We start from the raw sequence: 12,924 nt of genomic DNA on the forward strand, positions 1-12,924 counted from the left end.
GAAGGCGAAGAGGCGGCCCCGACCGGATGCTTCAGCCCATGAGCCCGGCCTGGTGCGCCAGCAGCCCCGCCTGCACCCGGCTGCCGCAGTCCGTCTTCTCCAGGATCGACCGGACGTGGCTCTTGACCGTCCCCACGCCGATGCCGAGCCGCCTGCCGATCTCCGGGTTCGAGATCCCCTCCCCCAGCATGACCAGCACCTCCCGCTCCCGGCCGGTCAGCCCCGTCACCCTGCTCTCGGGGGCAGTGGGCCCGCCGCCACTCAGCATCCGCCGGATCACCGTCCCGGTGACGCCCGGCGAGAGCACGGCATCCCCTGCGGCCGCCGCCCGCACCGCGCGGATCAGCTCCTGCGCCCCCTCGTCCTTCAGCAGGAAGCCGGTGGCACCCGCCCGCAGGGCCCGGGTGACGTTCTCCTCGTCGCCGAAGGTGGTGAGCATGACGACCTGCGGCGCGGGGTCGAGCGCGATCAGCGGTTCAATGGCCGCCAGCCCGTCGAGGACGGGCATACGGATGTCGAGGAGCACCACATCGGGCCGGTGCTCGGCGGTGAGCCGGACGGCCTCGGCGCCGTTGACCGCCTCGCCCACCACGTCGATGCCGTCCGTGTGCCGGAGGATCAGCCGGATCCCGTGCCGGATCATCTCCTCGTCATCGGCGAGCAGTACCCGGATCGCGGAACCCGCCCCGGAGCCCACGGAGTTGGCCTGGTCAGTCATGTGTCCTTCTCCCATGCGGCGGTTCGGTCACCTTCTCCGTGACCATCGGAACGCTGAATCGGTCGATCGCGATCAGGGTGTCGGCCCGGAAGCAGTAGCGGACGATCTCCAGCCGCCCGCCCTCGGACCCGTTGTCCACGTACGGATACAGGCAGTCCGTGGCGGATGCCGGCCGCGCCGGCTCACGCCCGGCGGCGGCCGCGCGCACCGTGTCGGAGTCGAAGGACACAGCCCGTTCCACCCGCTCCCGCGCCATCCCCACCCGAGGCACTTCGTTGCTCCGAGACTGGGCGCCCAGCTGCGCACCGTGCACCAGAACGAGCCCGAACAGCATCATCACCCCCACCCCGGCCAGGCCGACCAGCCCGATGACGGCACCTCCGAGACGCCGCTGGAAGGCGGACGGCCCGCGACCGGGCTCCTCGACAGCGGCGCCCGGGCCCTCCCCTTGCGGCTCGGTCTCCGTCGGCTCCGCGCCGGGCCCCGCCTCGGCAGGGATGTCGGCGGTCACGGTGAAGCCGCCACCGGGCGTCCGCTCCGCCTCCAGTGCACCGCCGAGCAGCGCCACCCGCTCCCGCAGCCCGATCAGCCCACGCCCGGTGCCGAGCCCAGTGGTGGCGGTGGGCGGCACGGGCGGCACACCGTTGCGCACCCGCACCTCCACCCGCTCGCCGGTGTGGCGGACCAAGACGGACACATGCGCTCCGACCGCGTACCGGTGGACATTGGTCAGCGCCTCGCGCACCACGCGGTGCACCGCCCGCCGTACCCTGGCCGGCCGCGTATCGAGATCGGGACCCTCCCAGCGCAGCTCGACCGGGATGCCGGCCCCGCGGGAGTCCTCGACCAGCCCCTCGATGTCCCCGCGCGTACCCGTCGCGTCCGTCAGCGCATCGGTGCCGGCATCCTGCCCCACCGGGCCCAGGACCCCCAGCACCTCCCGCAACTCCCGCATCGCGTCGCGGGCAGCACGGCCCACCACGGCGGCCGCGTCCTGCAGCCCGGGCGCCTCCTTGCCCAGTGCCAGCTCCAACCCGTCCGAGTACAGCGAGACCACGCTGAGCCGGTGCCCGACCAGATCGTGCATCTCCGCGGCGATCCGCGTCCGCTCGCGCACCCGCGCCTCGCTGTCCGCCAGTCGCCGCGCCTCCTCCGCGGCGGCCGTACGCTCCCGCAACGCCCGCAACAGCCGGTCCTGCTGCCCCGCAGCAGTGCCCACCAGGCCGGGCACCACCACCGTGGTCACCGCGAGCACCGCGCCCAGCGCCAGGCCGAACACCCAACTGCCCACCTCCAGCACGGGCGCGGACACCGCGCACGTCACCATCGCCGCACCGGCCGCCCCGAGCAGCAGCCCCACCCGCCGCCGCGGCGTCTCCCACTGCCGGGCGGCGGTGTAGGCCGCGACCGCGGTCAGCAACGCCGCCGCGGGCGCCACCCCCATCAGCGCCGCGAGCCCGACCACACCGACCACCGGAAGTCGGCGCCGCACCAGCACCAGAGCGATGCCGATGACCGCCAGAGCCGGGACCCGACCCACCAGCCTGGCCTCGATCGACGACTCGCCCAGGTAGGTGAGCAGCACCAGCACCGCGGCCAGGACCGCCTCACCCCCCGCCCGCCACAGTTGCCGCCCCCGCTCGTCGGGCCCCGCGAAGGGGCTGCGAGCCGGGCGGTTCTCAACAGCAGGTGATGCGCTGGACGACATGACGTCGATTATCGGCGGCTGTGCACGGGTATCCGCTGCGCCCCACGGACGACCTGCCTCTACCTACTGGCAGAGGGCCTCCCCTCCCCACGACGGAGGCACCGACCCGCTCTCCGGACGCCTCATCCGTGATGGGTCGCAGCCGCGACGCCGCCGCTGATCAACCGAACATCCGGGAGCCGAGCGGGTGTTGCCGGTCGAAGCCGGGGAGGATCAGGAAGGTCGCGCTGGCGGTTGTGGTGGTGAATCGCAGCAGCGCGTCGGAGGTGTCCATGTGGGTGAGGGTGGCGGTGAAGGTCCGCAGGTCGTTCTGGAAGCTGATGAAGAGCAGGCCGGGGGCCGGCTCGTCGGTGCTGTAGGAGCGGCGGAGCATGAGGCCGGCGCCGACCACTGCGGGATTCGCCCTGCGCACGTGGGCGTCCGAGGGGACGAGATAACGTCCGTCCGGCATCTTGGCGCCGAGGTCCGGGCTCGCGGCGACGGTGCCGCCGGAAAGGGGGACGCCACTGGCCCGGCGCCGCCCGAAGACCGCCTCCTGCTCGGCTACGGACAGTGCGGCGAACCGCGGCAGGTCGAGTTCCATGCGCCGCACTACGGCAAGCGTGCCGCCGGCGACGGCGGGGGGACCGGCCAGCCACAGGTCTCGTTGTTGTTCGGCGGCCGTGTGCGGGCCCACGATGCCGTCGATGAAACCGAGCGGGTTTCGCGGCGCGGTGAGACCGTTGCCGAGGGGCACGTTGGTACCGCGGCGTGCGGACTGCCGCCAGCGTTCGTGGACGCGGTCACCTGCCTGGTCCAGGAGCGCGGCGGCGACGACCGGCAGGAGCAGTGCGTCACTGGCGCAGATCTGGATGAGCAGGTCACCGCCGCGTGTCCGGGGGGCGATCCGCTCGCGGGAGAATCGCGGGAGGTCGGTCGCGCCGGGCAGCGAAGCACCAGCCGCGCGGACCAGCCGGGGGCCCACGCCGACGGTCACGGTGAGGTCGCCCGGCGGCAGGCCCAGCAGCCGCCGGTCGGTCCCCGTGGTGAGTGTGCGGACGGCCTGGCCGAGTTCGGCCAGTAACGGGCCGGCGGCCCCGGGGGCACCGAGGTCGGCCACCACAGCGAGCAGATGGGGCTGGGCCGGCTGAGGGAGGGTGATGCCTGCCTGATGGCGGCCCGTCGCCGGAACCGGCGATTGTGTGGCCGCTGCCGAAGGGGCGTGCCGTCCTGGATGTGCGGAGTCCGATGTGCACCCGGCGATCAGACCTGCGGCCGCCATGGCGCCGGTGACATCGAGAAACGTGCGGCGCGACGGGTGGTGATCGGCTCGGTGCATGGTTGGCAGAGTGCCACACCGGAATCATGGATGCCGGTCAACTTCCCTATTCTGGCGTGGAATTGGGCATCGTACGAGTCCGGGTCATGCGAGACTGGGATCATGGCTCGATTGGCTCTGCGCGTGGTGGCAGCGGTACTGGCCACGCTGGCACTTGTGGTCGGCTGCGGCGACACCGGCGGATCGGGCCAAGGCCGGCGACCGAGCGGTGCACATGTGACGATCCGAGTACCCGGCGACGCCCCGACGATCTCCGATGCGGTGTCGCTTGCCCACCGCGGGGACCTGGTACTGGTCGCGCCGGGCGTTTACCACGAATCGGTGAGGATCGACACGGCACACATCACTCTTCGCGGCGCGTCCCGGGACAAGGTCGTCATCGACGGGCGGCTGCAGCAGCCGAACGGTGTCGTCGTCGCGGCGCCCGGGGTGGCCGTGGAGAACCTGACCGTGGAGAACAACACGCAGAACGGGGTCCTGGTCACCGGTTCGGCGAAGGCGTCGGCCGGACTGCCGGGGCGTTCCGGGGGCTACGACACCGGCGACGAGCCGGTCACCTTCCTGAAGTCGTTCCTGGTCTCGCATGTGACCGCGACCCGCAACGGTCTGTACGGCATCTATGCGTTCTCCGCACAGAACGGTGTCATCGAGCACTCGTACGCGTCGGGCGGGGCCGACTCGGGGATCTACGTCGGGCAGTGCAGGCCGTGCCACGTCGTGGTGCGGGACAACGTCGCCGAACTCAACGCGGTCGGTTATGAAGGCACCAACGCCAGCGGGGACATGTACGTGGTCGGCAACCGCCTGGTCGGCAACCGGGTCGGCCTGACCACCGACTCCGACCACCAAGAGAAGCTGCTCCCGCAAGAGGACGCCGTCATCGCGGGCAACCTGATCGCCGCCAACCAGGAGAGGGCCACCCCGGTGCAGGCCGACGGTGGGTGGGGCACCGGCATCGGCATCGACGGCGGCAGCCACAACCAGTTCATCCGCAACCGCATCGCCGGCAACAGCAACGTCGGGCTGGTGATCACCGCAACCGCCGACATACCTCCGGTCGGCAACCAGATCGTGGACAACACGTTCACCGGCAACGGCGTCGACGTCGGCTGGACGTTCCCCACCGCCACCCGGGGGCGGGGCAACTGCCTGCGCGGCAATGATCTGCGAACCACGGTGCCCGCCCGGCTCGCGACAGCCACCTCCTGCCCACTTCCGGACAGGTCGCCCTCGCCGGCCGGCAAGTGGGCCGTGCCGACGGCACCCGGTGGAATCCCGTTCACCGAGGTCGCAGCGCCTGGTCCGCAGCCGCAGTTCCCGGATGCCCTCACTACGGGCGTCACCGCCGTCCCGGCCGTTCCGGCCCTGCCGGACACCGCGGGTATCCCGCTGCCGTCGGCGTCCCTGCTCGCCGCGGGCGCGCGGGTGCAGACGTCATGAGCGTCCTGAGCAGCGACTACGGCTTCGCGGTGACTCCGGGTACCGGCTTGACCGGAACGTACTTCCGGCTGTCGAAATCGATGACCACCGGCTGCGGTTCGGAACTCACACTGGCGCGGACCCGGTACATGGTGCCGTCCGAGCCGATCCAGTAGCGCACGTTGCCCGCCGTGCCGGGGCGGTCGCGGGAGGACGGCCCGGTCATGACGTCCACGCGGTGTCCGTCCACCTGGTCCCGGCCCCACCAGGCGGCGCCGTTCTGCGGCAGCAGTTCGGCGTTGTCCGGCCGGTCGCTGCCGAGGCCGAGTGCGATGGCCAGTGAACTGTCCAGCGAGCTGCCGGACGACTGGAGCGGACGGCCGTACCAGCCCGAGCGGGGCGGCGACGCGGGTGCGTGCGCCGGGGCGTTCGCCATCGGGTGGACGAACACCGAGGCAGCCGTCCACTCGATCAGCCCGTCGCTGGATGTGTCGCGCCCGGTGCCGTGCACCACGCCGTAACCGAGCTTGCCCCGGTAGTCGACGGAACCGGTGACGACCAACCCACCGGCGGCGCCCGGCACAGTGATCGTCACCGCGCGGCCGTGCGCCTCGTAGTTGCGAAACCGCGTGATCGCCAGTCGGTTCGCCTCTTCCGACGCCAGTGCGCGCGGACCATTGGAGCCGGAGCCGCCGACGACGAGGAACGCGGCACCCACTGCGACAACCGCTACGGCGGTGGCGACCGCCGCCCGGCGGGGCCACGGCCACCGGCGCCGGTCAGCCGCACGGCCCGGTAGAGCTCGCTGGATTCTCGCGCTCCGCACGCGACTCGACGCTGACACTCTTCTGATCCACCCTCTCGATCACCACACTGCTCGGCCCCCGTGCGGTCGCAGCGGTCCTCGGCGGTCCGGTGACACACGACGCCAGGACCGGCCCTCGTGGACCGGCCGAGACGTGATCTGCCCGACCGCGCCGTCCACATCGGGGGCGGGCAGATCACCGTTGTTCGGTTCGTTCAGTGCTTCTGGACTCGGCGCTTACGGCTCATGAACGCGAGGAAGAGGCCCGCACCCACCAGCAGACCCGCAAGAGTGATCAGCTGCGGCAGCCCGGACAGACCGGTGTGTGCCAGCGAACCCGTGCCACCACCGGCCGGAGCCGGGTTGCTGGCGTGCGGCGCGGGTGACGGCGGCGTAGCAGCCGGTGGCGAGCTCGGAGTTGGGGTCGGAGTCGGGGTCGGGGTCGGTGTTGCCTTCGGGACGTAGACCCCGGCATCGATGGTGTGATCGACCCCGCCGGGCTTGTCCGGGGCCGTGACAGGCGCGGAGCCGTTGCACAACTGCCCGGTGGTCGGCGGGGTCACATTGGAGTCGTGCGCACGGTCGGCACCGGCTCGCGGGAGCGTGAACCGCAGCTCGCTCGCCGGTGGTCGGCTCGGCACCTTGCTGGTGTCCGCGGTGCACACGTCGAACTGCACCGTGTATTTCGCGCCCGGTGTGAGCTGGTACGCGGCGCCGACTCCGCCGAAGTAGTACTCGCCGGCGGCATCGGTTTTGGTCGTGGCGACCCGCTTGCCGCCCGCGTCCAGCAGGTTGATCGTCGCCCCGGGCAGCAGCGGTTCCGCCGGGTCCTGGATCCCGTTGTGGTCGCCGTCGAACCACACGAGGTTGCCGATCTGGATCGGCGCGTTCGCCGCCGCGTACGCGATGTCGCCGAGCCCGCCGGCCTTGCCGAACCCGTTCTGTTCCTGGCCGACGAACTGGTAGGCGTTGGCGTTCGGGCTGTTGCCCGGGCCCTGACCGGTCGTGATGTCGTAGTAACCGGTCCCGCTGGTCTCGATGTTGGTGGTCGGGTCGAACTCCGTGCTGACGACCCACTGCTGCTGCGGAATGTAGGCCACCGCCCCCAGCGCGGTCTCCTGGTGCCCGCCGCCAAAGTAGTCGCCGGGGAAGTATTCGACTACACCGTTGCCCTGACCGCCGTCGTTGGCGGGCGTGGCGTGGTCGGGGCACTTGCCGGTGCCTTCCCACGCGTATCCACCGGCAGGGTCGGCGCAGGCCATGGTGATGTCACCACCGGACATGCCGAGTTCCGGCGTGTTGTTCCCCGGGCGAGGGTCCAGCCCCTTGGCACTGAGAACGTCCATGAACCGGTCGCGGAAGCCCAGGATCATCGAACCGTCGCGGCCGAAGGCCAGGGAGGCGAGTTCCGGCTGCGGATCGATGAAGGCACCGCCCACCTTGCGCTCGTCCCATGTGGCCAGGGTGGTGTTCCAGGGGTTCCAGTGGGTGGCTTGGGCGATGTCGCCGGCACCGGTGAAGACGGTTCCGCGCTTGTAGGTGAGCGGGTGGGTCAGCACCGTGGTGAACCGCTTGCCGTCGTAGGTGTAGACGACGGCTTTCAGGTCCGCGCGCTGCTGCGTGCTCTCCGCGTCGCACACGCCGCCGACGTAGAGCTTGTTGTCGTGCCTGGCGAGACCGAACGGCCGCCAGTCACCGGGCGTCGCGCACCCCGGGTCCGGGATCGGCACCGTCGCCTCGGGCGCCGAGGCGCTGGCTCCCGTCGCGTCGAAGCTCACGAGGCTGTGGGTCAGCAGGTTCACCGCGTACAGCGTGGAGCCGTCCTCCGACAGGGCCAGACCGCCGATGCTCTCCTTGCCCGGCGCGTTGGTGAACCCGGCGTCCTTGTTCATCTGCGCCGCGTCGTGCGGCGTCACCGCGGCGCCCGGCACCCGCGCGAACGGTTTTGGGGCGCCCCCGCCGCTGACGGGCACGGTGTAGATCGCGCCGGCGCCCTCCGGCCCGTACGGGGCGTACCGGCGGGCGAACGCGCTCTGGAACAGCCGGCTCCGGTACTTGTCGTACGCCAACCCGAACGTCGTGCCCACCTGGGCCTGCGTGGCCAGCGTGGCCGGGCACGACACGGCGGTAGGACACGTACCTCGGGTCCTCGTCCCGAACGCCACCAATGCCCGGGTGTCGGTTCCGGTGGCGCCGTTCTGGACCGGTACGAAATAGCGCGAGTCCGGCAGCGTGTAGTCGGCCGGATCCCACACTCCCGTCACTACCGAGGCGTTCTTGCCGCCCGACACATCCACGAACGACGTGAAGCTGTCGAAGTGGTTCCCCGCCGTCGATGCGGGCGCCGCCCGCAGGTAGTCCCTGTACGGCGCCGGGATGCTGACGTCGACGCGGTACTGGCCGCCGCTCAGCACGCTCGACCGCGACACCACGACTTTCCCAGTGGCATCAGTGACGCCGGTGACATGGTGCCCGGCGGGGTCGGAGAGCTCCACCCTCATGCCCCGCTGCGGCACGTCCATCGTCGTGTTGATCACGCCGGTGCCGAAGAAGTCACGCAGCACCTCAACCGTCAGCGTGCCGTCGGCGGTCGAAGCCGTGGCCGTTCCAGCCGTCGCTCCCACCGCGCCACCCGTCAGTAGGAGAACGGATAACCCTATGCGCACCAGCGGCCCCACAAGCCTCGGGGTCGACCGGCGCGAGTCTCTGCCGGCTCCGTACATGGCATCACACCCCACACTTCTCTTGTCATGAAAAAGAAGCACCCGCTTCTCGCCGCACGTCCCCTTCGCGGCCCCAGGCGCGGAAGTTCGTCACGAACACCACGGACAAGAAAAAGGGTCCACTGCCGTTGCATGGACCGCTTTGCGGTGATCGCTTGAGGTTATTGCGGGCGAGCTGTAAAAGCCGGAGGCCAGGAAATGCGAACGCACGTTCAGAACCTCGGAAAGGATCGCCCAGACCTGTGTGTTTTCGCAGCTCAATCACGGTATCCTCGCCCCCACCGCCGACCGTCATCACGAGCAGCGCGCGATATTCTATGCGCCCAAACCTGGCCGTCACCAGCGGATCCCTGAACATTCTTCGGGATCCGATGGATAATCCCCGAGCGCCCAGAGAATGGCGACCGGAAGGGTACGCGACAGCGACGTGACGGCCGGATCGGTCTTGTCCAATCAACGGCTGATCTTGGTTGTCGAGGTTCAGTGGTTGGTGGTGGGGGTGAGTCGGCCTTCGAAAGCGATCTGGAGGGCGTTGAGCGGGGCCTTCCAGCGCATCGTCCAGCGGCGTCGGCCCTTGCCGGTCGGGTCCAGACTCACCTGGCCCGACTCGTCGGCGAAGCACCGCCACGCGTCCTGGTCCCGCATCGTCTTTCCACGCGGGGCCAGGTCTCCTTGAGCCAGGTGGCCACCGCGTCCTGGTCGCGCTCGACGGCACGACGGAGTGGGACCTGCACCGTGAAGCCCATCTGATGCAGGACGCGCCAGGTCTGGGCGGTGCTGAAGCGGACAGGGAATCGCCGTGCGATCACGGTGGCCACCCGGGCCAGCGTCCAGCGTCGGTCGTCTACCCAGCCGCGGGCAGCGGGTCCTTTCTCCAGTTCGGCCGCCAGCAAGTCCCGCCAGTGGGCTGCATCCTGGCCCACCCCGTGGGGTGTCAGCCCGATGCCGTGGGTGGGAGTGGTCGGCCGGTGGAGCCGGCGGTCTCCGACGGTGGTGGAGGCCCTGTGGTGTGCCGGTTCAGGCGGTGGTGGCAGCGGCGGGCGAGGTCGCTGATCGATGTGCTGTTGACGATTTCGGCCTGCGCGGGCAGCGGTAACCATCTGGACCCGCCACCAGGTCACCACCGACCCGGTACCCCGCGAACGATCCGCAGCAACCGCTTCCCCTCGTCGTCGATCCCACGCACGCGTACTCGTGCCGCCACCTGCGCAAAATGACGGTGCCGCGCCGCGCGGATCACCCCCGAGCAGCGCGTCCCATCACGACAGGGAGAGCAATGCCTGATCCGGCACCGGTCGGCTCCGTTCGACCGGCCACGCTGACCGGTCCGGGACGGCGCAGGTCACGCGGAAGAGGGAACAACCCAGGACGTTCCGTCTTCCCGGCACGCGTGCGGGCCCCGCCCGATCTGGGGCCCGCGTGGTCTCCACCTCTTCCTGCCGTTCACACCCGACGCAGCGCGGAGCGGCCCGCGAAGCGCGCGGAGTCGCCCAACTCCTCTTCGATCCGGATCAGTTGGTTGTACTTCGCGGTGCGGTCGGAGCGGGAGAGCGAGCCGGTCTTGATCTGACCGCAGCCGGTCGCCACCGCCAGATCCGCGATGGTGGTGTCCTCCGTCTCGCCCGAGCGGTGCGACATGACGGCCGTCCAGCCCGCCTGGTGGGCCGTGGCCACCGCGGCCAGCGCCTCGGTCAGCGTCCCGATCTGATTGACCTTGACCAGGACCGAGTTGCCGACGCCGGTGCGGATGCCCTCGCGCAGCAGCGTCTCGTTGGTGCAGAACACGTCGTCGCCGGTGAGCTGACAGCGGTCGCCGACGCGGGCGGTCAACTCGCGCCAGCCGTCCAGGTCGTTCTCCGCCATCGGGTCCTCGATGGCGACGACCGGGTAGGCGTCGATGAGCTTGGCCAGGTGGTCGGCGTGCTCGGAGGGGGTGCGGCGCACCCCTTCGCCCGCGTAGTCGTACACCCCGTCGCGGAAGAACTCCGACGACGCCGGGTCCATGACCAGGCCGATGTCCGTGCCGGGGCGGTAGCCGGTGCGCTCGATGGCGGTCATCACGAAGTCGAGCGCCTCCTCAGCCGTACGCAGCGCGGGCGCGAAGCCGCCCTCGTCGCCGACGCCCGTGGCGTGCCCGGCGGCCAGCAGATCTCGGCGCAGGGTGTGGAAGACCTCACTGCCCATGCGGACCGCTTCGGCGAAGGTGTCCGCGCCCACGGGCGCGATCATGAACTCCTGGAAATCCAGCGGATTGTCGGCGTGGGCACCGCCGTTGACGATGTTCATCATCGGCAGCGGCAGGAGGTGGGCGTCGGCGCCGCCGAGGTAGCGGTAGAGGGGCTGGCGGTGGGCCGCCGCAGCGGCCTTGGCTGCGGCGAGGGAGACGCCGAGGATCGCGTTGGCGCCGAGCCGGGACTTCGTGGCGGTGCCGTCGAGGGCGACCAGCGCGGCGTCGAGACCCGTCTGGTCGGCCGCGTCCCGGCCGCGCACGGACGCCGCGATCTCCCCGTTGACGTGGGACACCGCACGGTCGACGCCCTTGCCGTGCCAGCGCGCGGAGTCTCCGTCGCGCAGTTCCACGGCCTCCCGGGCACCGGTGGAGGCGCCGGAGGGGACAGCGGCACGCCCCAGGGACCCGTCCGCCAGGACGACGTCGACCTCGACCGTGGGGTTGCCCCGGCTGTCGATGATCCGGCGGGCGGTGACGGTCTCGATGGCGGCCTCGACGGTTCCGACTGCCTTTGCGGACATGGGAGTTCCTTCCCGTTGTCGTGTTGCCGTGGCCCCGGCTGCGACAACGCTGGCGCTGAGCCCGACAACGGCAAACCCTACAGCAATGCTGTGCAGTTTTGCTGTACAGCATTGCTGTGCAGGTCAGATGCACAACTTTGCTGGTCAACGGGATAAAGTGCCCTATGCCCACCCCGGAAGCCGCCGCCATCGCCACCGAACTGCGCACTGCGATGGGCAAGCTCACCCGACGCGTCAAACACGAGGACCGCATCCCGCTGGGTCAGGCGGCCGTGCTCGGTGCACTCGACCGCAACGGCCCCATGACCACCAGCGACCTCGCCGTCGATCAGCGCGTACGCCCCCAGTCGATGGCCCGGGCGGTGGGGCTGCTCATGGAACAGAACCTGATCACGCGCCGGGCACACCCCACGGACGGCCGCAAGTCGCTGTTCGAGCTGTCGGACGCGGGCCGAGCCGCGCTCGAAGCGGAGCGCGGCCGCAGGGCCGGTTGGCTCGCGCAGGCCATCGAGGCCGAACTCACGGATGAGGAGCGGGCATTGCTGGCACACAGCGCCGCCCTGCTGGAGCGGCTCGCCGCACGCTAGGCCGGCCCCGACAGGCGACGTTCACCCCGTCGCGACACCCGGCACGCGCGCCCAAGCCCTCCGTTCGCGCACCGGTTCCGATCGGTGCGCCACAGCAGGACCAGGGCCGCGTGAGGCACCGTCGACCTTGACTTGCACTCCCCGCCCCAAGCGGGGACTCCCACCACGGTCGGCCGACCGACTCGGTGGGCGCCGAGCAGTCCGGACAGCGCTACGCGGCCCAACTGGCCGGAATCCAGGCTGGTTTGACGGGTTCCTCCGTCAGTCGAGTCCGGCCTCCGCGATCCGCAGCAGCAGTGCGTGCAGGGTCTCCCGTTCGGCCGGCTTGAGCGGGTCCAGTAGCTCGTTCGTCACGCGCAGGCCCGAGGCGTCGGTGTCGCGCAGGAAGGCGCGGCCGTCCTCGGTCAGCACCACGATCCGGCCGCGCCGGTCGTCGGGCGTCGGCCGGCGCTCCACGAAGCCCAGTTTCTCCAGGTCGTCGACCAGGCTGACGATCGCGCTCGGGTCGTAGCCGAGCCGTGCGCTCAGCTCTCGCTGCAGGGCTCCCCTCGACGTGGCGAGGAACCGCAGCAGCGCATAGTGGCGCAGCCGCACTCCGGACTCCTGGAGGAAGGCGTTGAACAGCTGCCCGGAGCGCAGACCCAGCCGGTAGAGGAGGTAGCCGGTGTCCGCGTGCAGCCCGCGCATCCACGGCTCGTCTGCGTCGATCGGGGCCGGGCTCTTGGTGTGCGGTTGGCGGGTGATGGCGGACTCCCTGGTCAAGACCCCGGACGGGGCGTGTCTGGGCACTGGGCACAGTCTGTCGCATCGCATCGGCCGAGAACAACTATTGACGTTAACAATCATTGTTCTTACCTTCGATCTCGATGTTGCGATCGAGCGCCGTGCCGGCGCC

Annotated in this window: 12 protein-coding genes; 2 read left to right on the forward strand and 10 right to left on the reverse strand. The window is 70.6% G+C overall.

Annotation, left to right across the window (positions count from 1 at the left end):
• Positions 1-31: 31 nt before the first annotated feature.
• From K2224_RS16340 to K2224_RS16350, 3 genes are all read right to left on the reverse strand, one after another.
• Positions 32-718 (reverse strand): response regulator transcription factor, encoded by a 687-nt coding sequence (locus K2224_RS16340; protein ID WP_221907236.1) that lies wholly within the window; start codon positions 716-718, stop codon positions 32-34.
• Positions 711-2,426 (reverse strand): sensor histidine kinase, encoded by a 1,716-nt coding sequence (locus tag K2224_RS16345; RefSeq protein WP_221907237.1) that lies wholly within the window; start codon positions 2,424-2,426, stop codon positions 711-713. Before K2224_RS16345 ends, K2224_RS16340 begins: the two co-directional genes overlap by 8 nt.
• A 160-nt stretch (positions 2,427-2,586) precedes the next feature.
• Positions 2,587-3,744 carry a Dyp-type peroxidase gene (locus K2224_RS16350; RefSeq protein ID WP_221907238.1) on the reverse strand — a complete coding sequence of 386 codons (1,158 nt, stop codon included), beginning with the start codon at positions 3,742-3,744 and terminating at the stop codon, positions 2,587-2,589.
• Between the two features lie 102 nt (positions 3,745-3,846).
• On the opposite strand from K2224_RS16350, the gene K2224_RS16355 reads away from it, so the two are divergent.
• On the forward strand, positions 3,847-5,184 hold the full coding sequence (locus K2224_RS16355; RefSeq protein ID WP_221907239.1) for a right-handed parallel beta-helix repeat-containing protein: 1,338 nt from the start codon (positions 3,847-3,849) through the stop codon (positions 5,182-5,184).
• A gap of 16 nt (positions 5,185-5,200) precedes the next feature.
• Here the strand turns inward: K2224_RS16355 and K2224_RS16360 are convergent, their stop codons facing one another.
• The 6 genes from K2224_RS16360 to eno all read right to left on the reverse strand — a co-directional run bounded on the left by K2224_RS16360 (position 5,201) and on the right by eno (position 11,442).
• Positions 5,201-5,881 (reverse strand): hypothetical protein, encoded by a 681-nt coding sequence (locus K2224_RS16360; RefSeq protein WP_221907240.1) that lies wholly within the window; start codon positions 5,879-5,881, stop codon positions 5,201-5,203.
• Positions 5,882-6,183: 302 nt separating this feature from the next.
• Positions 6,184-8,592, reverse strand: a complete 2,409-nt coding sequence (locus K2224_RS16365) for an SdrD B-like domain-containing protein (RefSeq protein ID WP_260692685.1) — start codon at positions 8,590-8,592, stop codon at positions 6,184-6,186.
• A gap of 124 nt (positions 8,593-8,716) precedes the next feature.
• Entirely contained in the window at positions 8,717-9,049 is a 333-nt protein-coding gene (locus K2224_RS16370) for a hypothetical protein (protein ID WP_221907242.1), read from the reverse strand.
• A gap of 122 nt (positions 9,050-9,171) precedes the next feature.
• Entirely contained in the window at positions 9,172-9,336 is a 165-nt protein-coding gene (locus tag K2224_RS16375; RefSeq protein ID WP_221909977.1) for a hypothetical protein, read from the reverse strand.
• Entirely contained in the window at positions 9,285-9,791 is a 507-nt protein-coding gene (locus tag K2224_RS41670) for a winged helix-turn-helix domain-containing protein (protein ID WP_399020062.1), read from the reverse strand. Before K2224_RS41670 ends, K2224_RS16375 begins: the two co-directional genes overlap by 52 nt.
• 343 nt (positions 9,792-10,134) lie before the next feature.
• Positions 10,135-11,442 carry a phosphopyruvate hydratase gene (eno, locus tag K2224_RS16385; protein ID WP_221907244.1) on the reverse strand — a complete coding sequence of 436 codons (1,308 nt, stop codon included), beginning with the start codon at positions 11,440-11,442 and terminating at the stop codon, positions 10,135-10,137.
• A gap of 164 nt (positions 11,443-11,606) precedes the next feature.
• Between eno and K2224_RS16390 the strand changes: the two genes are divergently transcribed.
• On the forward strand, positions 11,607-12,029 hold the full coding sequence (locus K2224_RS16390) for a MarR family winged helix-turn-helix transcriptional regulator (protein WP_221907245.1): 423 nt from the start codon (positions 11,607-11,609) through the stop codon (positions 12,027-12,029).
• Between the two features lie 261 nt (positions 12,030-12,290).
• On the opposite strand, the gene K2224_RS16395 is transcribed toward K2224_RS16390, so the two are convergent.
• The gene (locus tag K2224_RS16395; protein ID WP_221909742.1) at positions 12,291-12,716 is read right to left on the reverse strand and encodes a MarR family winged helix-turn-helix transcriptional regulator; all 426 of its coding nucleotides are present in this window, start codon (positions 12,714-12,716) and stop codon (positions 12,291-12,293) included.
• Positions 12,717-12,924: the final 208 nt, after the last annotated feature.

The sequence above is a fragment of the Streptomyces sp. BHT-5-2 genome, from assembly GCF_019774615.1.
Lineage (GTDB): Bacteria > Actinomycetota > Actinomycetes > Streptomycetales > Streptomycetaceae > Streptomyces.